The sequence below is a fragment of the Nocardioides seonyuensis genome, from assembly GCF_004683965.1.
In the GTDB taxonomy this organism is placed as follows: domain Bacteria; phylum Actinomycetota; class Actinomycetes; order Propionibacteriales; family Nocardioidaceae; genus Nocardioides; species Nocardioides seonyuensis.
The window spans coordinates 3,062,310-3,083,597 of the sequence record NZ_CP038436.1 but is presented as its reverse complement, the minus strand read 5'-3'; the positions used below and the strand labels follow the sequence as shown (position 1 = coordinate 3,083,597).

The following is a 21,288-nucleotide window of genomic DNA, read 5'->3' as shown; positions in this document are numbered from 1 at the left end:
GCCGGAGAGAAATCAGGCCGTGCCGAGGTCCTGCTGGGCCTGGGCCAGGGCCGCCCGAGCCGCTGATGCGACGGCGGGATCCTCGGGATCCACGCCCTGGTCGTACTCGTAGACCCACTCGACGGGACGGTCTCCGCGAGGAGCCCTGCGGGCGATCACGCGCAACCCTCGGCGTCCTTCGAGGGGGACGTGCTTCTGCAGCACGATGCTGGCCGTCACGCGTTCCTGCACGAGCTCGAGCAGGCGCCCGGTGTCATCGAGGGTGACCGTGTGCTCGCGGCGCAGCTCACCCCAGCGGCCCACCTCGCTGAGCCGGAACAGCTCGGCGTCGCGGTCCCACTCGGCCGCCTCGACCTGTTCCCACGGCACGCGCACCGGCTGCTCGCCGGGTCGGACGAGGTAGAAGGCGTCGCGGGTGCCGGCCAGGACCGCGCCATCAGCGGCTGTGGTCGAGGCGAGGACCTTCTCGCCCTTGGGCACCTCCACCCCGGGTGACGAGCCGCGACGCCTCACGAGGACCCCACCGCGTGGTCACGCAGGGTCCGGCGGTGCTGCTCGAGAGCGACGAGCTCGCCGAACATCCTGTTGTAGTCGACGGCGTGCTCGACGGGGTTGGTGCGCTGCAGGCGGGACTTGACCTCGGCGATGCGGCGCAGCGTGGTGAGCTCCTGGAGCCGGTAGACGTGGGCAGCCACGTAGCTGGGGGTGGCGTCGTCGACCCCGACGATCGCGTCCACGCCAAGCTCGCTCACCGCTGAGGCGACCGCCGGGTCGGACGCCGCACCGAGCACCCGGGCGTTCCAGCCTGGGTCGTGGGCGCCGGCCTCCGGCCCGCCACTGGCGACGATGGCCTCCCACACCCCGCGATAGGTCGGGTGGGTGAAGTCCTCGGGACCGACGTGCTGGGTGGTGCGGCCGACGGCCGCCGGGAACTGGAGCACGAGCTTGAGGGTGTCGCGCTCGATGGAGAAGCGAGGGTCACGCAGGTGGGGCAGCTGGTGGCGAGGTGCTGCCGCCGGCGCCTCCCCCGAAGGCGTACGGCGGTCGCTGCCGCCGGCGCCGCGGTTGTCCGCCGGCCGGCCGGCCGCGCGGCGGATCTCGGCCCGGGCCTCGTCGACGTCGACGCCGATCATGTGGGCGAGCTCGCGGGTGAACGACTCGACCTTGGCCTTGTCGCGGATGCTGGTGACGAGCTTGGAACAGGCGCGCAGAGCGTCGACGCGACCGTCGGCGCGGTCGAGGTCGAAGCCCGAGATGATGTTGTCGAGGGCGAAGCGGTAGAGGGGACGCCGGGTGGCCACCAGCTCGCGCACCGCCGAGTCGCCCTGCTGGAGTCGCAGGTCGCAGGGGTCGAGCCCGTCGGGTGCCACGGCGACGTAGGTCTGCGAGGCGAAGCTCTGGTCGGACTGGAAGACCTTCAGGGCAGCCTTCTGGCCTGCGGAGTCACCGTCGAAGGTGAAGATCACCTCACCGCGGAACTCGTCGTGGTCGTGGAGGAACCGGCGGAGCACGCGAGCGTGGTCATCACCGAAGGCCGTGCCGCACGTGGCCACGGCAGTGGTGACCCCGGCGAGGTGGCAGGCCATCACGTCGGTGTAGCCCTCGACGACGACGGCCTGGGTCGTGCGCGCGATGTCGCGACGGGCCAGGTCGAGCCCGTAGAGCACGTGGCTCTTCTTGTAGATCGCCGTCTCGGGCGTGTTGAGGTACTTGGCCTCGATCTTGTCGTCGTCGAAGATGCGTCGTGCACCGAAGCCGATCGTGTCGCCGCTGGCGTCACGGATCGGCCACACGAGCCGCCCGCGGAACCGGTCGTAGAGGGAGCGCCCCTGGGCGACGAGGCCGGCCGCCACGATCTCCTCCTCGGTGAAGTTCCGTCCACGGAGGTGCCGGGCCAGGTCGTCGCCGCCCCGCGGAGCGAAGCCGACGCCGAAGTGGAGGGCCGCCTCCTGGTCGAAGCCGCGTTGGTCGAGGAACTGCCGCGCCACCACGGCCTCGGGAGAGGCGAGCAGGTCGGCGTAGAGCTCCTGGGCGACCTTGTGCGCCTCGATCAGCCGCTGCCGCGCCGGGCCGCGCGGACGTTGGGGCTCGTCACCCCCCTCCTCACGCCTGAGCTGGACGCCGTACTTGTCGGCGAGACGCTCGACGGCCTCGGTGAATGAGAGACCGTCGATCTTCATCAGGAAGCTGATGACGTCGCCGCCCTCCTGGCAGCCGAAGCAGTGGAACATCTGGCGGGCGGGCGTCACGTGGAAGGAGGGGGACTTCTCGTCGTGGAAGGGGCACAGCCCCTTCAGCGAGCCTCCCCCGGCCCGCTTGAGCGTGACGTAGGAGGAGACCACGTCGTCGATGACAGCCTTCTCGCGCACCTCTGCGATGTCGTCGTCACGGATCCGGCCTGCCACGCGGCGAGTCTACGGCGGGGCTCCCCACGTGGGGACGCGTCCTGCACAACCCGTCCCAGAACCAGGGCGGGTGGCATGCAATCGTGGTGCCGGGGCACAACGGGAGCATGACCGCTCAGCAACCGGGGACAGAGGGTCAGACCCTCGGAGCCCTCGTCCACCAGCTCAGCCAGCAGCTCCCGGAGCTGATCCGCAGCGAGATGCGCCTGGCCCAGGCCGAGGTCGCCGAGAAGGGCAAGCGTGCCGGGGTCGGCATCGGCATGTTCAGCGTGGCAGGACTTCTGGCGTTCTTCGGTGTGGCTGCCCTGATCACGACCGCCATCCTGGCGCTCTCCCTGGTGCTCGATGCCTGGCTGGCTGCCCTCATCGTCGGCCTGGTGCTGCTGGCGGGCGCCGCCGTGGCCGGGGTGATGGGCAAGAACAAGGTGGCCGAGGCCGGGCCCCCGGTGCCGCAGAGAGCGGTCGAGGGCGTCAAGGAGGACATCGCGACCGTGAAGGGACAACACCATGCCTGATCCGTCCACGGACACGCCCGCTGGTGGTCAGCCGACCCCGGCGGAGCTCGAGGCCGAGATCGCCGTGCAGCGCGAGCAGCTGGCGGCCACCGTCGACGGCCTGGCCGCCAAGCTCGACGTGAAGTCGCGGGCCCGCGACAAGGTGGCCCACCTCAAGAACTCCGCCACGACGGCAGACGGCAGCCCTAGACCCGAGGTCCTGGCAGCCCTGGGCTCCTTGGTCGCGATGGCCGTCGTGGTGCTCGTGTGGCGGCGACGCCGATGACCGACCCCCACGACACCATGGACAAGAAGGACGCACCGCCGCCGGACCACCCGGCCAAGCCCGACAGTCCCACCGACCTGACCAAGCGGTCCTGGCTCTACGTGCTGCGCAAGACGGTGCGTGAGTTCCTCGACGACCAGTGCACCGACCTGGCTGCTGCCCTGACCTACTACTCCGTGCTGGGCATCTTTCCGGCGGCTCTCGCGCTGACCTCGATCCTGGGCCTGGTCAACAGCGACAAGAAGGCAGTGGAGACCGTGCTGGAGGTGCTGGACCCCTTGGTGGCGGCCGAGACCCTCGGCACCATCGAAAAGCCGCTGCTGGAGCTCGCGGCCTCGGAGGCTGCCGGGCTCACGCTCATCATCGGTCTCGTCGTCGCCCTGTGGTCCGCGTCGGCCTACGTCACGGCGTTCTCGCGCGCGATGAACCGGATCTACGAGATCGGCGAGGGCCGCCCCTTCTGGAAGCTGCGTCCCGTGATGATCCTCGTCACGCTCATCGCGGTCGTCCTGATGGCGGTGGTCCTCCTCATGCTCATCGTGTCAGGACCACTGGCTGAGTCCATCGGTGACGTCGTGGGGCTCGGCGAGACCACGCTGACGCTGTGGAACATCGCGAAGTGGCCCGTCCTGGCAGTCGTGGTGATGCTGATCGTCGCGATGCTCTACTACGCCACCCCCAACGTGCAGCAGCCGAAGTTCCGCTGGCTCTCCGTGGGAGCTGCCGTGGCGATCCTGGTGTGGGTCCTCGCCTCGGTCGGCTTCGCGTTCTACGTCGCCAACTTCTCCAACTACAACAAGACCTACGGCTCGCTGGCGGGCGTCGTCGTCGCGCTGTTGTTCCTCTGGATCACCAACCTGGCCCTGCTCTTCGGCGCCGAGCTCGACGCCGAGCTCGAGCGGGGACGACAGCTGCAGGCCGGGATTCCCGCCGAGCGCGAGCTGCAGCTGCCGCCGCGCGACACCCGCAAGATCCTCAAGGACCGCGAGAAGGAGAAGAAGGACGTGGAGCTGGGACGCAAGATCCGAGACAGCCACGGCGGCGATCGTGCCGACGGCGGCCTGGAGACCGACCACCACAGGAAGGATTCGTGATGAGGAAGCTGATGATGCTCGCTGCGGGAGCCGTGGGCTACGTGCTGGGCACCCGCGCCGGACGTGACCGCTACGAGGAGATCAAGAACATGGCCACGAAGGTCAAGGACGACCCACGTGTCCAGGACCGGGCCCAGCAGGCCGCGGACATCGCCCGCGAGAAGGCCCCGGTGGTGAAGGACAAGGTCACCGACGCGGCAAGCAGCGCGGCACACAAGGTCAAGCCGTCAGGGTCGTCGAGCGACCTCGAGGACCAGCTCAACCCTGACAGCACCGCGCTCCAGGACGACCCCTACCCCAAGGGCGACCTGCCCTGAGCGACCTGCCGTGAGCTGACCTGCCGAGACTGGGCTCCGCCTCAGCCGCGGCCGGTCAGCTCGCGGTGCCGCTTGATGGCCCGCGCATCGGTGTACGACGCCACCTGGTCGATGGTCACCCGTCGCCGGGTGGCGTCGTCGTGGGCCGTCTCCCAGTCCTCGACGAACGACGGGTCGAGCGCGTCCGGCCCGCGTGACCAGACGGCCTCGAAGAGCTCGGCCATGAGCTCGCGCTGCCGCTCCATGAGCGTCAAGCGGTCCTGTGCCTGCATGACGTAGTGGGCAGCGATCCCCTTGAGGATCGCGATCTCGACCTCGGTCTGCCGGGGCACGACCAGGTCGGCACGGTGTCGGACGAACGGGCCGTCGGCAGCTGCGAACGTCGCGGCCCGGACGCTCCCGCAGAACCGGCCGATCAGGTCGCTGGTGAGGTTCTTCATCGCCGCCAGCGAACGCCGGCTTGCGTCGTACGACGCCTCGGGCCAGCTCGCCTGCTCCCTCATGGCGTCGAGGGCGGCCCCGAGCTCGTCGTCGTCGCCGTCGGGGAGGTACCACGCCCGCACGGTGTCCCAGAGGGCGTCGACGTCGAGACGGGTGAGGTCGAGCCTGCCGGCGACGATCCCGTCCTCCACGTCATGGACGGAGTAGGCGACGTCGTCGGCGAGGTCCATGACCTGCGCCTCGAGGCACTTGCGGGTGCCCGCGATCCCACGCCTGAACCACGAGAAGACCTCGGCGTCGTCGTCGTAGACACCGAACTTGACCACGAAGCGCGGGGTGCCGTCGGCGTGCACGCCTCCGGGGTCGGGCGCGTCGGAGCGGGTCCAGGGGTACTTGGTGCAGGCGTCGAGCGTGGCGCGCGTGAGGTTGAGGCCCACGGAGCCGCTCGGCCCGAACGTCTTGGCCTCCAGGCGGGTCAGCAGTCGCAGGGTCTGCGCGTTGCCCTCGAAGCCGCCGCACTCCTGGCCCAGCTCGGCCAGCACCCGCTCGCCGTTGTGGCCGAACGGCGGGTGTCCCAGGTCGTGTGCGAGGGCGGCCGTCTCGGTCACGTCAGGGTGGCAGCCCAGGGCGCGCGCGAGGTCGCGCGCCACCTGGGCAACCTCGAGGCTGTGGGTGAGCCGGTTGCGCACGAAGTCGTCGGACTGTGGCCCCACCACCTGGGTCTTGGCCGCGAGCCGGCGGGAGGCCGCCGCGTGGACCACCCTGGCCCGGTCGCGCTCGAACGGGGTGCGCACGGGGGCGTCCACCCGCTTGGGGGGTTCGGCGACCAGTCGCTCGCGGTCGGCGTCGTCGTACAGCTCATCCGGAGTCATCGCTCCGCGAGCCTAGTGGAGCAGGTCAGTAGACGGTGACGTGAACGTGGTCGTAGTGGTTGGCGGTGGTCGACCCACGGTCGGACATGCCACGCCAGCCCTCTCCCCCACGCTCCACGGACCAGATCTTCTGCGAGTAGATGATGTACTCGATGCCGAAGCTGCCGTAGTTGGCGCGCAGGAAGTCGGCGATGGCCCAGCCGGTGGCGCCGCTCACCATGATGTCGATGGCACGGCCCTGGCCGTGGTCGCCGTCGCCCCGCCACGTGCCGTAGGACGTGACCTCAGGCCAGTTGGCACACACGGCCCGGTGGATGTCGTAGAGCGAGGCCCGACCTGCGTCGATCGAGGAGCCGTTGCTGCAGGACCCGCCCAGGCTCGGCCCCGCGGGCTCGGGCTTCTCCGGCTTCTCAGCGGTGAGGTAGGAGGCCGTGACCCAGCGCGGCTTGCCGTCGATGACGACCTCGGCGCGTCCTGCCTCGCGGCGGCCGGTCACCAGGACCTTCTCCCGGGAGTCCAGGACACCGAGCTTGTCGGCGCCCTCGCCGGGACCCGTCCAGAGGTTGAGGTCCTCGGCGGTCCAGAGCTTGTCGTCGGCCCTGCGGACGGCACGGCGCGTCTGCTTGGCAGCAGCCAGGTCGCGGCGAACACGCGACTCGGTGCGCGCAGCGGAGCGGATGGTGGAGCGAGAGACGACCTCGTCGCGGTTCTCCAGCGCCCGGGCACCGGAGAGAGAGGCGCCGGCGGACGACGCCAGGAGGTTGTCGTCGGTGGAGGTGGCAGGGGTTGCGGACAGGACGCCCATGGTCACGGCCGACAGCGTCGCGACGACCGCGACGGGGGCGGCAACCAGGGCAGCCTTGGGCAGGGTGGGCAGGGTGCGGGCATTGGTGTCCCGCTTGTGGCGATGCTGAGCCACAGCGATGATCCTTTGCTTCTGCGTTCGGGGGAACTGCGCTCAACCTAGGGGGTCGGGGTCCCGGGCGATGGGCCGGGGGGGTCGAGCGCGGAATCGAGTGAAACACAGGATTCCGGGCGTGTCCCAATCTCAGGGCAGTTCTCCACAGGTGTTTCGAGTCACGCAGGGTGAAATCTCAACCACCGGTCGTCTCGTTGGCATCCTCCCGGACGTGGCTGCCCGTGCCATCGGTGTCGTCGAGCCAGCCCTCGGGAATGACCACCCTGGAGCGGGGAGCGCCCTGACGTCCCCGAGGGGCTCCGAGCTCGCTCACCGGGAACGGCTCGTGGGGGTCCAGGTCGGCGAGCAGCTCGTCGAGAGCGGCCAGGGAGTAGACCAGCGCGAGCCGGTGGCGCAGGTCGCCGCCCGCGCGGAAGCCCTTGAGGTACCACGCCACGTGCTTGCGGAACTCCTTGCAGCCGCGCTCCTCCCCCATGTGCTCGGCCAGGAGCTCTGCGTGGCGGCGCATCATGTCGCGGACCTCGCCGAGCGTCGGCAGGCCGGGTCTCTTGACAGGACTCCCTCCTCCCTCGACCGACGAGGGCGCGAAGGCGGCGGCCAGGTCGCGGAACAACCACGGACGGCCCAGGCAGCCGCGGCCCACCACGACGCCGGCGACCCCGGTCTCCTCGACCATGCGCAGGGCATCGGCGGCCTCCCAGATGTCGCCGTTGCCGAGGACCGGGATGTCCACGTGGTCGACCAGGCGGGCGATCGCATCCCAGTCGGCGGCTCCCGAGTAGGCCTGCTGGACCGTCCGCCCGTGGAGGGCGATCGCGGCGACGCCGGTCTCCTGGGCGATCCGCCCGGCGTCGAGGTAGGTCAGGTGGTCGTCGTCGAGCCCCTTGCGGGTCTTCATGGTGACCGGGACGTCGTACGGCGCCGCGGCTGCGACGGCCGCGGTGAGGATCTCGGCCAGCAGCCCGCGCTTCCACGGGAGCGCTCCCCCGCCACCCTTGCGCGTCACCTTGGGGACCGGGCAGCCGAAGTTGAGGTCGACGTGGCCGACACCGTGGTCGCCGCAGAGGATCTCCACGGCCTTGCCGATGTAGACCGGGTCAGTGCCGTAGAGCTGGACCGACCGGATCGTCTCGAGCTCGTCGAAGACCAGCATCTTCTGCGTGGTCGCGTCGCCCTCGACCAGCCCGCGGCTGGTGATCATCTCGCAGACGTAGAGGCCGGCACCCTGCTCGGCACAGAGGCGACGGTAGGCAGCGTTGGTGATGCCGGCCATCGGCGCGAGGACGACAGGCGTGTCAACGCGCAGCGACCCGAGGACGAGCTCGGTCGGCAGGGCGGTCATGCCGCCATTGTCGGCTCGACCCTCGGGCCGCCCCAAATCAGCAGCCCAGGAGCTTGTCGGCGAAGTAACGGCTGATGCCGTCGAGGCTGACTCGCTCCTGCGCCATGCTGTCGCGCTCGCGCACGGTGACGGCGTCGTCGTCGAGGGTGTCGAAGTCGACGGTGACGCAGAACGGCGTGCCGATCTCGTCCTGGCGGCGGTAGCGACGGCCGATGGCTCCGGAGTCGTCGAACTCGACGTTCCAGTTCTCGCGCAGCTCGGCCGCGAGCGCCTTGGCCTTGGGCGACAGGTCGGCGTTGCGGCTCAGCGGCAGCACGGCCACCTTGACCGGCGCGAGCCTGGGGTCGATCTTGAGCACGACGCGCTTGTCGACGCCGCCCTTGGTGTTGGGGGCCTCGTCCTCGGTGTAGGCGTCGACCAGGAACGCCATCAGGCTGCGCGTGAGACCGGCGGCGGGCTCGATGACGTAGGGCAGGTAGCGCTCGTCGTTGGCCTGGTCGTAGTAGGAGAGGTCCTTGCCGGAGAACTCGCTGTGCTGCTTGAGGTCGAAGTCGGTGCGGTTGGCGATGCCCTCGAGCTCGCCCCACTCGCTGCCGGCGAAGCCGAAGCGGTACTCGATGTCGGTGGTGCCCTTGGAGTAGTGGGAGAGCTTCTCCTCGGCGTGCTGGTAGTGCCGCAGGTTGTCGCGGTCGATGCCGAGCTCGACGTACCACCGCGTGCGCTCGTCGATCCAGTACTGGAACCACTGCTCGTCCTCGCCGGGCTTGACGAAGAACTCCATCTCCATCTGCTCGAACTCGCGGGTGCGGAAGATGAAGTTGCCGGGCGTGATCTCGTTGCGGAAGCTCTTGCCGACCTGGGCGATGCCGAACGGAGGCTTCTGGCGGCTCGAGGTCACCACGTTGGCGAAGTTGAGGAAGATGCCCTGGGCGGTCTCGGGACGCAGGTAGTGCAGGCCGGACTCGTCCTCGATGACGCCGAGGTAGGTCTTGAGCATCATGTTGAAGGCGCGCGGCTCGGTCCACGCGCCGCGGGTGCCGCAGTTGGGGCAGGCGACCGACTCGTTGATGTCGACGGAGTCGGGGTCGTCGATGCCCTTCTTGGCCGCGAAGTCCTCCTGGAGGTGGTCCTCGCGGAAGCGCTTGTGGCACGACTGGCACTCGGTCAGCGGGTCGCTGAAGGTGCTCAGGTGGCCCGAGGCCTCCCACGTCTTCGTGGGCAGGATGACGCTCGAGTCGAGCCCCACGACGTCGTCGCGCCGGGTGACCATGAACTTCCACCACTGGCGCTTGATGTTCTCCTTGAGCTCCACGCCCAGCGGGCCGTAGTCCCAGGCAGACCGCGTGCCGCCGTAGATCTCACCGCAGGGGTAGACGAAACCTCGTCGCTTGGCGAGCGAGACGACGTTGTCCAGGGCGGTGGGTGCGGGCTTGGCCACGTGAGTTCCTCGAGGTAGTCGGGCCGGCTGGCTGCCGGTCTGAGCCGAAGCCCTCAGCCTATCGAGCGCGCTCCCGCGTCATTGAGGTCGACCCCCGGCTCGACGACCTCGTAGGCGCTCGGCTCGTCCAGGGCCAGCGTGAGCGCGGGCCAGGCGTGGAGCTTGGCGTCGTACGACGACAGCGCGCGGCGGTAGGAGCCGACGTTCTCCCACCGGGTGGTCAGGACCCACAGTTCGGGGTCGTCGACGTTGCGGCCCAGCGTGCTGTCGAGATGGCCCCGCTGGGCTGCGAGGGTGGCCCGGGCCAGCTCGATGCGCTCGCGGAACGCGTCGGCGTCGGTGGACGGAACGCGGAAGCGGGTCACGACGAGCACGCTGGCAGCGTATCTCCCGTGATACTCCGTATCGGAAAGCTCCCGGAACCTGCGCCCTGACGAGCCGTTTGATACGGACTATCGAGAGTTGACAATGATTCTCAACTGTTTGAGAATGATTCTCATGTCGCTCGCCACTCGTCCGCTCTCCGTCCTCAGCGCGCTCGTCGCAGCCGTCCTCCTTGCCGGCTGCGGAGCGACGGACACCGACGCCGGGAGTGGTCGCCAGGCCGTCGCGTCGTTCTACCCGCTGGCGTGGGTGAGCGAGCGGGTGGCGGGCGACGAGTGGGAGGTCACCAACCTCACCCAGCCCGGCAGCGAGCCCCACGACCTCGGCCTGGACATCTCCCGCACGGCACTCATCGAGGAGGCCGCCGTCGTCGTCTTCGAGCGCGGCTTTCAGCCCGCTGTCGACGAGGCGGTCGACAACGTCGCCGGTGGGATCGAGGTCGACGCAGCCGAGGCGGTCGAGCTGATCCCGGCCGGCGAGGGACACGACCACGGGGAACCGGGGCACGAGGGCGAAGAAGGCCAGGAGGACGGGGACGGCCACGAGGCGGAGGAGGGCCACGGAGACCTGGACCCGCACTTCTGGCTCGACCCCCTGCTCATGGCCGACCTCGCGGACGTCGTCGCCGAGGCACTCGCGGAGGCGGACCCCGAGGGTGCCGAGACCTACACCGACAACGCTGCCGCCCTGAGGACCGAGCTCGAGCAGCTCGACACCGCCTACTCCGAGGGGCTGGCGGCGTGCGAGCGAGACACGGTGGTCGTCAGCCACGACGCCTTCGGCTACCTCGAGCGCTACGGTCTGCACTTCGAGGGCATCGCCGGCCTGACCCCGGACGCGGAGCCGACCCCGGCAGTGCTGGCACACCTGCAGGAGCTCATCGCCGGTGAGGGGATCACCACGGTGTTCTCCGAGCGGCTCGCCTCCCCCGCCATGGCCGAGGCACTGGCCAGGGACGCGGGGGTCCAGACGGCGGTGCTGGACCCGATCGAAGGACCCGACGGCAGCGACGACGCGGACGAGTACGTTGCACTCATGGAGCAGAACCTCGCGGCGCTGAGGGAAGCCAACGGATGCTGAACGTCACCGGACACCCGGTCGTCGAGGCACGTGGAGTGACAGTGGCCATCGGCGGCCGGCCCGTGCTCCGCGGCAACGACCTGACCGTCCGGGAGGGCGAGTTCGTCGCCCTCCTCGGCGCCAACGGCTCGGGGAAGTCGACTCTCGTGCGCGCCCTGACCGGGCTTCGGCCCCTGACACAGGGCTCGGTGCACCTGTTCGGTGTCGCGCTCGCGGACTTCCGCGACCGTGCCCGCATCGGCTTCGTGCCCCAACGTGCCAGTGCAGCGGGTGGGGTGCCGGCCAGCGTGCGGGAGGTGGTGGCCTCGGGGCGACTGTCCCGGAGAGGACTGCTGCGACTCCCGGGTCGCGCCGACCGCCGGGCGATCGACGAAGCGCTCGCCGTGGTCGGTCTCACCGACCGCGCAGGTGACGGCATCTCCACGCTGTCCGGCGGGCAGCAGCAGCGGGCCCTGATCGCCCGCGCCCTCGCCGGCGAGCCGGACCTGCTCTTCCTCGACGAGCCGACGGCGGGCGTCGACCTGCCCAACCAGCGGGCACTGGCCGGTTCGCTGGAGGTCCTCTCGGAGCGGGGCGCCACTGTCGTGCTCGTGGCGCACGAGCTGGGTCCGATGGCCCGGCTCGTCGATCGTGCGGTGGTGATGCGCGACGGCCGGATCGAGTACGACGGCCCTCCCATCTCGGAGGACGCCGTGCACGGGCACCACCACCCGAGTCCCGCCCGGCACGACCACGTGCCGCACGTGGGTTCGCCGTTCGACTCCTTGGAGGGCGGCCGGTGAACCCGCTCGAGCTCCTCGACCACGCCTTCATGCAGCGCGCCCTGGTGGCCGCCCTGTTCACCGGCCTTGCGGCACCTGCCATCGGCACCTTCCTGGTCCAGCGCAGGCTCGCCCTCCTCGGCGACGGCATCGGCCACGTCGCCGTCACGGGAGTCGCGATCGGCCTGCTCACCGGGACCTCCCCACCTGGACCGCAGTGCTGGTCGCCGTACTCGGGGCGGTGGCGATCGAGGTGATCCGCGAGCAGGGCCACACCAACGGCGACGTCGCTCTCGCTCTTCTCTTCTACGGCGGACTGGCCGGCGGCGTCCTCATCACCGGCCTGGCCGGCCAGGGAGCCAACACGCTCCAGTCCTACCTCTTCGGCTCGATCACGAGCCTTGCTCCCGCCGACGTGTGGTTCACGGTCGCCCTGGGGGTCGTGATCCTCGCCATCACGCTCGGCCTGCTTCCGCAGCTCTTCGCCGTCGCGTCCGACCCGGAGTTCGCCCAGGTGGCGGGGCTGCGCGTCCGGTCCTACAACCTCCTCGTCGCGGTGCTCGCCGCGGTCAGCGTGACCGTGGCGATGCGAACGGTCGGCCTGCTGCTGGTCTCGGCGCTCATGGTCGTCCCCGTCGCCGCCTCCCAGCAGCTCGCGAGGTCGTTCCGCGCGACCCTCGCCGGCGCCATGGCCGTCGGAGCCCTGTCGGCTGTGGGCGGCCTGCTGGTCGCGGCATCGTTCCCCGTGGGGACAACCGTCGCACCGGGCCCCGCGATCGTGCTCCTGGCCCTGGCGATGTTCACGGCCACCTGGCCCATCGGCGTCCTCCTGCGCCGGCGACTGCGGGTGCGCGAACCGTTCTCCGAGGAGACCACGACGAGCCACGCCACCACCGACGAGCACCCGCACGAGCACGGCGCTGACTGCGGCCACCCCGCGGTCCAGCACGGCGACCACGTGGACTACGTCCACGACGGCCACCGCCACGCCCCCCACGGAGAGCACTATGACGAGCACTGACCACGCCGGCGCCTCACTCGGGGGCGCCCGGGCGACTCCGCAGCGGCAGGCCGTGGTGGCGGCGCTGACCGGCTTCGACGACTTCCGCAGCGCCCAGGAGATCCACGACCGGATCGCACGTGGCGGAGGATCGGTCGGCCTGGCCACCGTCTACCGCACCCTGCAGCGCCTGGCCGAGGCCGGCGCCGTCGACATGCTCCGGAGCGAGGACGGCGAGGCGATCTACCGACGCTGCTCCGACACCCATCACCACCACCTCGTCTGTCGCCAGTGCGGGGCGACCGTCGAGGTCGAGGGTCCTGCCGTGGAGAGGTGGACCACGGCGATCGCCGACGAGCACGGCTACGGCGACATCAGCCACACGCTGGAGATCTTCGGCACGTGCCCGTCGTGTCGCTGACCCGCTGCGCTCAGCGGACCCACTGGACGGCGGCCTCGCGAGCCGCCTCGACCTGCGACCCGGACTGCCGGCGAGACATCCGACGCAGCACCAGCGGCGTGACGAGCATCCCCACCAGCGCCCAGGCGCCGAGCACCAGGACGGTCGGGACGGTGCGCCAGCTGTCACCGACCTCGAGCGCGGCGGCCTGCTCGGGAAGGAAGGCCGAGCGCATGCCCAGCCCGATCCAGTACATCGGGAAGACCTGCGCGACGACCTGCACCCACCCCCACAGCTGCTGCAGCGGGTAGAAGATCCCGGAGATCCCTGCGAGGACCATCACGGGGAGCATGCCCCGTGCCCACCTTCTGGGTGCCCGGCACGAGCGCACCGATGACGATGCCGATCGGCATGGCGGCCAGGAGCCCGAGCACGAGGACCCACAGCACCGTGAACCAGCCGGACGGCTCCGCCATCAGGTTGTCGAAGAGGAAGAAGGCCGGCACGAGGATGACCAGCAGCTGGGGCACCAGGCTGGCCGACTGGAAGAAGAGCTGGCTGGTGAAGTAGCCCACCAGCCCATGGGGGACGGCCTTGTGCCGCAGCAAGGTGCCGTCCTCCTTCTCCATGGCCAGGGCGTAGGCGGGTCCGATGACCACTCCGAACGTGATCAGCGCGCCGAGGATGCTGGGCAGCGCGACCGAGGGAAGGAGGAGGTCGGTGCCCTCGACCTCGGTGTTCCGACGCAGGAAGAGGTATCCGAGCACGAGCAGTCCCGTGAACAGGTAGAAGCCCTGGTCCTGGGTGCTCCTGAGGCTCTGCAGGAACTCCGCGCATCCGCGACGGAGACCCAGGCGGACAGCGTGTGCCGGGAAGCTCATGCGTCGACCTCCGACTGGGTGGCGTCCCGGAACAACCGTGCGGCGCTGTCGGCCCGGCCGGACTCGTGCTGCTGGACGAGCGCGAGGTAGGCGTCCTCGAGGCTGGCGCGTCGTACCTCGAGGTCGGCCACTCCTTCACCGTGCCGCTCGAAGAGGCCCCTGACGAAGCTCGTGGCGTCTGCCACCGACTCGACGAAGCGCTCGCCGCCCATGCTCCACCTCACCTCGGCATCACCCGCCACGCGACGGGCCAGGCCGTCGACCGTGTCGTCGGCAACGATCCGGCCTCCGGCCAGGATGAGGACCCGGTCGGCGAGCTTCTCTGCCTCGTCGAGGTCATGGGTGGTCAGCAGGATCGTGGTGCCCTCACTCTCCGCCAGGCGGCGGACCAGGTGGTGGAACTCGCGTCGCGCCTGGGGGTCGAATCCCGCGGTGGGCTCGTCGAGGAACAGGAGCTCGGGACGTCCGATGATCCCGACAGCGACGTCCAGCCGGCGCCGCTGGCCACCTGACAGCGTCGCGAGCTTGCGGTCGGCGAGCTCGGTCAGGCCCACCGTGGCGAGGAGGTCGTCGGTGCCGTAGGGGCGTGGACGCTCGGGCGTGGAGTAGGGCGCGTAGTAGCCGCCGAGCTGGTCCAGGAGGCGTCGGGGCGACCAGCGTGGATGGTCACGCCAGGACTGCAGCACGACGCCCGTGCGCGCTCGCCAGTCCTCGTCGGCGTGGGCAGGGTCCTGGCCCAGGACGGTGACCTCCCCCGCGGAGCGCATGCGGAAGCCCTCGAGGATCTCGATGGTGGTGGTCTTGCCGGCACCGTTGGGCCCGAGCAGGCACAGCACCTCGCCCGCACGGATGTCGAGGTCGACTCCAGTCAGGACATCGGTGCCGGCGTAGGCCATCCTCAAGCCGCGCACCCGCGCCACGACTCTCGATGCTTCCGTCTCCATGACGCCTCCCCGCGATCGAAGTTAGTGGGTCGGCAGCACCTCCGACAACCGACTTCAGGTGGGGTTGGGCAGCGCTCCGCCATAGCGGCGGTCACGTCGTGCGTAGGTCTCGATCGCCGCCCAGAGGTCGCGACGGTCGACGTCGGGCCAGAGCTTGTCGGTGTAGGCGAACTCGCTGTAGGCCGCCTGCCAGAGCATGAAGTTGGAGAGGCGCTGCTCGCCGCTGGTCCGCCAGATGAGGTCGGCGTCGGGCAGCTCGGGGACGTAGAGGTAGCGCGCGAACACCTTCTCGTCGACCTTGTCCGGCTTGATGCGCCCGGCCGCGACGTCCTGGGCGACGGCGCGGGCTGCGTCCGCGATCTCGGACCTCCCGCCGTAGTTGACGCACATCGTCAGGGTCATGACGTCGTTGTGCTTGGTGAGCTCCTCGGCGTCCTTGAGCTCCTTGATGACGGACTTCCACAATCGTGGTGCCCGACCTGCCCATCGCACTCGGACGCCCATGTCGTGCATCTCGTCGCGTCGGCGTCGTACGACGTCGCGGTTGAAGCCCATCAGGAAGCGGACCTCGTCGGGCGAGCGGGACCAGTTCTCGGTGGAGAACGCGTAGGCGGAGATCGCCTTGACGCCGACCTCGATGGCTCCCTCGACGATGTCGAAGAGGGAGAACTCCCCGGCCTCGTGGCCCTTGGTGCGAGGCAGGCCGCGGTCCTTGGCCCAGCGGCCGTTGCCGTCCATCACGATCGCGACGTGCTCGGGCAGCAGCTCCGCCGGAATGGCGGGCGGACGTGCGCCGCTCGGGTGCGGGCTGGGCGGGCGGACCTGGCGCTTCACGGGTGGCAGCCTAGGGGGCAGGCCCCGGGTCAACGCTCGAGGTAGGCCATCGAGCGCAGGCCGCGCTCGACGTGCCAGGCGAGGTAGGCAGCGACCAGGGTGCTCGCCTCGCGCAGGTGCCGTGGATCGCTCGCGTGGACGACCTGCCACTCCCCCGACAGCAGGGCAGCCAGCGCACGGATCGTCCCCTCGGCCGGCGTCGCCGATCCCGGCAGCTTGCACATGGTGCACAGGACTCCCCCCGCGGAGGGGTTGAAGAACCGGTGGGGGCCCTCGTCACCACAGGAGACGCAGTGGTCGAACGACGGGGCGTAGCCCGCGACCGCGAGGGACCGCAGGAGGTAGGAGTCGAGGACCTGTCCCGCGCCGTGCTCGCCGCCTGCCAGGGCTCTCAGGCCCCCCACCAGGAGCAGGAACTGCTGGACGCTCGGCTGCTTCTCCTCGGTGACGAGGCGCTCGGCCGTCTCGAGCATCACCGTGCCCGCGGTGTAGCGCTCGTAGTCGAGCCCCAGGCGTCCGTGGAAGGGGTCGATCGTCTCCGCCTGGGTGACGGTGTCGAGACTGCGGCCCTCGGCGAGCTGCAGGTCGACGTGGGTGAACGGCTCGAGCCGAGAGCCCCACCGCGAGGTGGTGCGGCGCACGCCCTTGGCCACCGCGCGCACTCGACCGTGCTGACGCGTCAGCAAGGTGATGATGCGGTCGGCCTCACCCAGCTTGTGGGTGCGCAGCACGACCGCCTCGTCGCGATAGAGGGGCACCGGGCCATTGTCCCCCGTGCTCGGTCATCAGGGGGTACGGCGCGCCCGCTTCGGCGCAGGCGCACATGAGCATGGAGTAGGTTCCCGAGGATGCTGCGCATCTCGGCCGGGGGGCGACTCGCTCCCATGATCCTGGCAACTCTGCTCGCCCTGGGATGCTCCACGGTCGCGGACGTCGCCTCCTCCGCCTCGACGGGAGACACTGATCCCGAGTTCCTCGACGCTGTGGACTCGTCGTTCTCTCCCAATGGGGACGGGGTGAAGGACCACGCCCGGTTGCGCTACCGGCTGCCGACGAGCTCGGAGGTACGGATTCGCGTCACTCTCCATCTGGGAGTGCGCCGGCCGGTCTTCACCGCTTCCCTGGGTCGCAGGAGCGCAGGTGTCCACACGTGGACGTGGGACGGCACTGCCCCTGGCGGACGCAGGGTCAGAGAAGGCGCGTACAGGGTAGAGCTGTTGACCTCGGCCGGTGCGGACGAGATGTACGTCGCCGTGGCCCGCAGGTTCCGGGCTCGGGTGATTCCCTACGGATACACAGGTCTCCGCAGCGAGACCCTTGCGATCTATCCGCGATCGCGGACAGTGGAGGACAGCCTCGAGCTCCTGGGGATCCCAGGGGGGTGGTGGGCAACCGCCGTGCCTCTCTCGTGATCGCCGATCACGGAGGCCACGTGGTCGCACGACGCCAGCTGCCGAGGCACCCGAGGGGTGACGACGCTCCGTTCGTGTGGACGGCACGCGACGACGCCGGGCGACCATTGGCCCCCGGTCGATACCTCGCCTACGTCACCGGGGTGGACCGAGCCGGCAACACCGGCCGTGGAAGACCGCTACGGCTGTGGGTGTCGAAGGAACGGCTCCGCTGGATCAAGGAGACCCGCACCGTGCGCGCCCGAGATTCCGCCGCCGACCTGTGCCGTGACCAGTACTGCCCCGACGACAACAACTGCGGGACAGTTCAGCCCAGCCGCCAGCTGAACAGGGGACTGACCCACCTGGCTGGCGTGTGCGACGACCCCTTCAGGACCTCCGCGGTTGCTGAGAGCACCCACTTCCTGCCCATCGAGGGTGCCGTGCGGGGAGTCGCCGCCCTCAAGGTGGGCTTCACCGGAACACCTACCGTGCCCGGCGAGACCGACCCCGGCATAGTGGAGGTCCACAACTCCGAGATCGGCTACTCCGAGGTTGCCAGCTCGAGCAGCGCGGCGCAGACGCAATGGGTCGATGACCCTGCTTTAGGAAAGGGAGGAGTCCTGGATGAGTACGAGGACCTGCGGATTCCTTCGGGGGCGATGTGGAGGTTCCGCACGGAAGGCACCCACGCGTTCGACGTGGGCCAGTTCACCGTGAAGGTGCGCTACCTCGGGATCCGTGGCCGCTAGCGCCTGCGTCGGCGGACTTCCCGGTTCGGACCTGCCCAGCACTCGAGCGCGAACTCCACCGCGGCGTCGGTGAGCCGCTCGGGGCGGATCCTCCACTCCAGGATGCTGCTGGCCCGCTCGATGCGGACGTCGGGCAGCTCGGCGGCGAGCATGTCGGCGTCGACGAACGGGTGGATCGGGTCGACCGGGTGCCCCACCACGAGTGCAGGCGCCTGGATGCGCCGACGTTGGCTCGAGGAGGGGGCGATCCGGCCGAAGATGACGCCGTGGAGGACGGCAGCCAGGCTGTCTGCCCGGTGGTCGACGGTGTCGAGGCCGATGCCCGCCCAGAAGGGCACGATCCCTCGCGGGACAGCACGTGCGAGCCTCTGCACCGTGTTGACGGTGAAGGGTGCGTAGCGGGCGGCGAACATGAGCGGGACGAAGGCGACGATGCCCGCCACGAGCGCGTTGTTGAGCACGGGCATCTCCACGACCATGCCCTTGACCCGCTCGGGGGCGATCACCGCGACCTCCAGGGCGACGTTGGCTCCCAGCGAGGTGCCTCCCAGCACCGCACGCTCGGCGCCGAGGTGGTCGAGCAGTGCCACCACCTGCTCGGCGAAGGCGGTCATCGAGTAGACGAGCGGGTCGGCGGGCTGGTCGGAGCGACCGTGGCCGAGCAGGTCCAGGGTGACGACGTGCAGTCCACGGGCGGCCATCGCCCGGGCCAGCGGCTGCTGCATCCGGCGCGGCATGAGCAGGCCGTGGACCAGCACCACCCACTGGTCGCCCGAGCCGTACTCGGTGTACTCCAGACGGTCACGCCCGGCCTCGGACTCGACGAAGAACTGCCCGATCCGTTCGCTCACCAGCATGGTCTGAATGTAGTCGCGGTCACCGGGTGGGGCGTGGGACGCTCACGGCGTGGTCGACATCAAGCGGGCGGAGCAAGGCGACTGGGAGCTCGTGCGCGACATCCGGCTCCGGGCGCTCGCCGAGAGCCCGGACGCGTTCAGCGTGCTGCACGCCCAGGCCCTGGCCCACCCCGACGAGCTCTGGCGCGAGCGGCTGCGCGGCCCGAATCCCACGGTGGTGGCGGTCCACGACGAGCGGGCGGTCGCGATGGGAGGCGGGTTCGCCCCACCTGACGACCCGCGCACCGCGATGGTGTGGGGCATGTGGACCGATCCGGCCTTCCGCGGGCAGGCCCTGGGGCGCCGGATCCTCGGGGACGTGGTCGCGTGGGCGCACGCCGCCGGGCGCACGCCGTACCTCCACGTGACGGAGGGCAACGACGGCGCCCGGGCGCTCTACGTCTCCTGCGGCTTCGAACCCACCGGAGTGTGGGAGCCGCTGCGCGAGGGCTCGGGCCTGCAGGTCGAGGAGATGGTCCTCAGGCGCGGTTGACCGCGCTGACGACCGCCTTGAGGGACGCCGTGACGATGTTGGCGTCGAGCCCGACACCCCACACGACCTTGTCGCCCACCGCGCACTCGACGTAGGCCGCAGCCGTCGCGTCGCCTCCCGAGCTGAGGGCGTGCTCGGCGTAGTCGAGCACCCGCACGTCGTGGCCGACCTGCGCGATGGCGTCGACGAACGCCGCGATGGGGCCGTTGCCGAGGCCGTGCAGCTCGTGGCGCTCGCCGTCGACGTAGACGCCGACGGTCAGCTGGTCCTGCTCGCCGGCAGCGCTCGAGGTGTGGACGGAGTTGAGCCGCAGCGGGGCCTCGCGGTCGAGGTACTCGGCGCGGAAGACCGCCCAGATCTCCTCCGGCGTGACCTCGCCGCCCGCGGAGTCGGTGCGCTCCTGGATGACCCGGCTGAACTCGATCTGCGCCCGCCGCGGCAGGTCCAGCTTGTGCTCGGCCTTGAGGACGTAGGCGACCCCGCCCTTGCCGGACTGGCTGTTGACCCGGATGACCGCCTCGTAGGTGCGGCCGACGTCCTTGGGGTCGATGGGGAGGTAGGGCACCGCCCACACGTGGTCGTCGACGGGCACACCGGCAGCGGCGGCGTCGCGCTCCAGCGCCTCGAAGCCCTTCTTGATGGCGTCCTGGTGGGAGCCGGAGAAGGCGGTGTAGACGAGGTCGCCGCCGTAGGGGTGGCGCTCGGCGACCGGGAGCTGGTTGCAGTACTCCACCGTGCGGCGGACCTCGTCGATGTCGGAGAAGTCGATCTCAGGGTCGATGCCCTGGGTGAAGAGGTTGAGGCCCAGCGTCACCAGGCAGACGTTGCCGGTGCGCTCGCCGTTGCCGAAGAGGCAGCCCTCGATGCGGTCCGCCCCCGCCAGGTAGCCCAGCTCGGCCGCCGCGACCGCGGTGCCTCGGTCGTTGTGGGGGTGCAGGGACAGGATGACGTGCTCCCGGTGGCGCAGGTGGCGCCCCATCCACTCGATCGAGTCGGCGTAGACGTTGGGGGTGGCCATCTCGACGGTGGCGGGGAGGTTCACGATCACGGGCTTCTCGGCCGTGGGCTTCCAGACGTCGAGGACTGCGTTGCAGACTCGGACGGCGAACTCCAGCTCGGTCCCCGTGTAGGACTCGGGGCTGTACTCGTAGAACACGTCGGTGCCCGGGACGAGCTCCTCGTACTTCTTGCAGATCTCTGCACCGCGCACGGCGATGTCGAGGATGCCGTCCTCGTCGAGGCCGAAGACCACGCGCCGCTGCAGGGTCGAGGTGGAGTTGTAGAGGTGGACGATCGCCTGCTTGGCGCCTCGCAGTGACTCGTAGGTGCGCTCGATGAGCTCCTCACGCGCCTGGGTCAGCACCTGGATCACGACGTCGTCGGGGATCAGGTCCTCGTCGATGAGCATCCGCACGAAGTCGAAGTCGGTCTGGGACGCCGCCGGGAAGCCGACCTCGATCTCCTTGTAGCCCATCCGCACCAGCAGCTCGAACATCTGCTTCTTGCGCGTGGGGTTCATCGGGTCGATGAGCGCCTGGTTGCCGTCGCGCAGGTCCACCGCGCACCAGCGCGGCGCCTTCGTCATCTTCTGCGCCGGCCAGGTCCGGTCCTCGAGCGGCGGGGGCAGGAACGGCTCGTAGCGCCGGTGGGGCATGCCGCTGGGCTGCTGCGGGTTGCGGTCGTGTGCAGGGCTGCTGGTGATCATGGGATTCCTCGCTGGGCTTGTCATGGGCCGTGGGCCCCAGGGCGACCGGCGCGCGCCACTCTCCGCAACGAGGGGGCCGGTTCCCTATCGACTCTGGGAGGCCTCGCTGCGGCAGCCAAGGAGGAGGTTGCGCATCATGATGACCCCACGATAACCCGT

General features: G+C 70.0%; 24 protein-coding genes and 1 pseudogene. 11 read left to right on the top strand and 14 right to left on the bottom strand.

Going from position 1 to position 21,288, the window contains the following annotated elements; all coding sequences use genetic code 11:
• Positions 1-12 precede the first annotated feature (12 nt).
• The gene (locus tag EXE58_RS14980; protein WP_135268625.1) at positions 13-513 is read right to left on the bottom strand and encodes a hypothetical protein; all 501 of its coding nucleotides are present in this window, start codon (positions 511-513) and stop codon (positions 13-15) included.
• Positions 510-2,405 (bottom strand): DNA primase, encoded by a 1,896-nt coding sequence (gene dnaG / locus EXE58_RS14975; protein WP_135268624.1) that lies wholly within the window; start codon positions 2,403-2,405, stop codon positions 510-512. Before dnaG ends, EXE58_RS14980 begins: the two co-directional genes overlap by 4 nt.
• A gap of 107 nt (positions 2,406-2,512) precedes the next feature.
• Here dnaG and EXE58_RS14970 point away from each other — a divergent pair, with 107 nt between their 5' ends.
• The 4 genes from EXE58_RS14970 to EXE58_RS14955 are packed head-to-tail and all read left to right on the top strand — an operon-like array spanning position 2,513 to position 4,596.
• Positions 2,513-2,920, top strand: coding sequence for a phage holin family protein (locus EXE58_RS14970; RefSeq protein WP_135268623.1), 408 nt, complete (start codon positions 2,513-2,515; stop codon positions 2,918-2,920).
• Complete coding sequence (locus tag EXE58_RS14965) at positions 2,913-3,185, top strand: DUF3618 domain-containing protein (RefSeq protein ID WP_135268622.1); 273 nt, start codon at positions 2,913-2,915, stop codon at positions 3,183-3,185. Before EXE58_RS14970 ends, EXE58_RS14965 begins: the two co-directional genes overlap by 8 nt.
• Positions 3,182-4,279 carry a YihY/virulence factor BrkB family protein gene (locus EXE58_RS14960; RefSeq protein WP_135268621.1) on the top strand — a complete coding sequence of 366 codons (1,098 nt, stop codon included), beginning with the start codon at positions 3,182-3,184 and terminating at the stop codon, positions 4,277-4,279. The genes EXE58_RS14965 and EXE58_RS14960 overlap by 4 nt, the downstream gene beginning before the upstream one ends.
• Positions 4,279-4,596, top strand: a complete 318-nt coding sequence (locus tag EXE58_RS14955) for a YtxH domain-containing protein (protein WP_208544035.1) — start codon at positions 4,279-4,281, stop codon at positions 4,594-4,596. The genes EXE58_RS14960 and EXE58_RS14955 overlap by 1 nt, the downstream gene beginning before the upstream one ends.
• Before the next feature lie 41 nt (positions 4,597-4,637).
• Here EXE58_RS14955 and EXE58_RS14950 read toward each other — a convergent pair whose 3' ends face one another.
• From EXE58_RS14950 to EXE58_RS14930, 5 genes are all read right to left on the bottom strand, one after another.
• A complete protein-coding gene (locus EXE58_RS14950; protein WP_135268620.1) occupies positions 4,638-5,909 on the bottom strand; it encodes a deoxyguanosinetriphosphate triphosphohydrolase in 1,272 nt (423 codons plus the stop codon).
• 25 nt (positions 5,910-5,934) lie between these two features.
• Positions 5,935-6,828 carry a VldE C-terminal domain-containing protein gene (locus EXE58_RS14945; RefSeq protein ID WP_135268619.1) on the bottom strand — a complete coding sequence of 298 codons (894 nt, stop codon included), beginning with the start codon at positions 6,826-6,828 and terminating at the stop codon, positions 5,935-5,937.
• Positions 6,829-7,003: 175 nt separating this feature from the next.
• Complete coding sequence (gene dusB, locus EXE58_RS14940; RefSeq protein WP_135268618.1) at positions 7,004-8,170, bottom strand: tRNA dihydrouridine synthase DusB; 1,167 nt, start codon at positions 8,168-8,170, stop codon at positions 7,004-7,006.
• A gap of 37 nt (positions 8,171-8,207) precedes the next feature.
• Entirely contained in the window at positions 8,208-9,608 is a 1,401-nt protein-coding gene (locus tag EXE58_RS14935) for a glycine--tRNA ligase (protein WP_208544034.1), read from the bottom strand.
• Positions 9,609-9,661: 53 nt separating this feature from the next.
• Positions 9,662-9,982, bottom strand: coding sequence for an antibiotic biosynthesis monooxygenase family protein (locus EXE58_RS14930; protein WP_135268616.1), 321 nt, complete (start codon positions 9,980-9,982; stop codon positions 9,662-9,664).
• Positions 9,983-10,106: 124 nt separating this feature from the next.
• On the opposite strand from EXE58_RS14930, the gene EXE58_RS14925 reads away from it, so the two are divergent.
• The 4 genes and pseudogenes from EXE58_RS14925 (at position 10,107) to EXE58_RS14910 (ending at position 13,254) form a co-directional block, all read left to right on the top strand.
• A complete protein-coding gene (locus EXE58_RS14925) occupies positions 10,107-11,072 on the top strand; it encodes a metal ABC transporter substrate-binding protein (protein ID WP_135268615.1) in 966 nt (321 codons plus the stop codon).
• Positions 11,066-11,854, top strand: coding sequence for a metal ABC transporter ATP-binding protein (locus EXE58_RS14920; RefSeq protein ID WP_135268614.1), 789 nt, complete (start codon positions 11,066-11,068; stop codon positions 11,852-11,854). The genes EXE58_RS14925 and EXE58_RS14920 overlap by 7 nt, the downstream gene beginning before the upstream one ends.
• A 29-nt stretch (positions 11,855-11,883) precedes the next feature.
• Positions 11,884-12,854 (top strand): annotated as a pseudogene (locus EXE58_RS14915) (metal ABC transporter permease).
• Positions 12,841-13,254 carry a Fur family transcriptional regulator gene (locus EXE58_RS14910; RefSeq protein WP_135268613.1) on the top strand — a complete coding sequence of 138 codons (414 nt, stop codon included), beginning with the start codon at positions 12,841-12,843 and terminating at the stop codon, positions 13,252-13,254. Before EXE58_RS14915 ends, EXE58_RS14910 begins: the two are co-directional and overlap by 14 nt.
• A gap of 10 nt (positions 13,255-13,264) precedes the next feature.
• Here EXE58_RS14910 and EXE58_RS19765 read toward each other — a convergent pair whose 3' ends face one another.
• Genes EXE58_RS19765 through recO form a run of 5 tightly spaced genes read right to left on the bottom strand, consistent with a single transcriptional unit; the run spans position 13,265 to position 16,650 of the window.
• Entirely contained in the window at positions 13,265-13,468 is a 204-nt protein-coding gene (locus EXE58_RS19765) for a hypothetical protein (protein WP_208544033.1), read from the bottom strand.
• Positions 13,419-14,114 carry an ABC transporter permease gene (locus tag EXE58_RS14905; protein ID WP_208544032.1) on the bottom strand — a complete coding sequence of 232 codons (696 nt, stop codon included), beginning with the start codon at positions 14,112-14,114 and terminating at the stop codon, positions 13,419-13,421. Before EXE58_RS14905 ends, EXE58_RS19765 begins: the two co-directional genes overlap by 50 nt.
• Positions 14,111-15,058 carry an ABC transporter ATP-binding protein gene (locus EXE58_RS14900; protein WP_135268612.1) on the bottom strand — a complete coding sequence of 316 codons (948 nt, stop codon included), beginning with the start codon at positions 15,056-15,058 and terminating at the stop codon, positions 14,111-14,113. Before EXE58_RS14900 ends, EXE58_RS14905 begins: the two co-directional genes overlap by 4 nt.
• A 54-nt stretch (positions 15,059-15,112) precedes the next feature.
• Positions 15,113-15,892: an isoprenyl transferase gene (locus EXE58_RS14895; protein ID WP_135268611.1), complete on the bottom strand. Its 780-nt coding sequence runs from the start codon at positions 15,890-15,892 to the stop codon at positions 15,113-15,115.
• A gap of 29 nt (positions 15,893-15,921) precedes the next feature.
• Positions 15,922-16,650: a DNA repair protein RecO gene (recO, locus tag EXE58_RS14890; RefSeq protein WP_135268610.1), complete on the bottom strand. Its 729-nt coding sequence runs from the start codon at positions 16,648-16,650 to the stop codon at positions 15,922-15,924.
• Between the two features lie 90 nt (positions 16,651-16,740).
• Between recO and EXE58_RS14885 the strand changes: the two genes are divergently transcribed.
• On the top strand, positions 16,741-17,304 hold the full coding sequence (locus EXE58_RS14885; RefSeq protein WP_135268609.1) for a FlgD immunoglobulin-like domain containing protein: 564 nt from the start codon (positions 16,741-16,743) through the stop codon (positions 17,302-17,304).
• 74 nt (positions 17,305-17,378) lie between these two features.
• On the top strand, positions 17,379-18,035 hold the full coding sequence (locus tag EXE58_RS14880) for a hypothetical protein (RefSeq protein ID WP_135268608.1): 657 nt from the start codon (positions 17,379-17,381) through the stop codon (positions 18,033-18,035).
• Here the strand turns inward: EXE58_RS14880 and EXE58_RS14875 are convergent.
• The gene (locus EXE58_RS14875; RefSeq protein ID WP_135268607.1) at positions 18,032-18,892 is read right to left on the bottom strand and encodes an alpha/beta fold hydrolase; all 861 of its coding nucleotides are present in this window, start codon (positions 18,890-18,892) and stop codon (positions 18,032-18,034) included. The genes EXE58_RS14880 and EXE58_RS14875 overlap by 4 nt on opposite strands.
• Positions 18,893-18,941: 49 nt before the next feature.
• On the opposite strand from EXE58_RS14875, the gene EXE58_RS14870 reads away from it, so the two are divergent.
• Positions 18,942-19,424, top strand: coding sequence for a GNAT family N-acetyltransferase (locus tag EXE58_RS14870; RefSeq protein WP_135268606.1), 483 nt, complete (start codon positions 18,942-18,944; stop codon positions 19,422-19,424).
• On the opposite strand, the gene leuA is transcribed toward EXE58_RS14870, so the two are convergent.
• A complete protein-coding gene (gene leuA / locus EXE58_RS14865) occupies positions 19,411-21,129 on the bottom strand; it encodes a 2-isopropylmalate synthase (protein WP_135268605.1) in 1,719 nt (572 codons plus the stop codon). The two genes, EXE58_RS14870 and leuA, sit on opposite strands and share 14 nt — an antisense overlap.
• Positions 21,130-21,288: the final 159 nt, after the last annotated feature.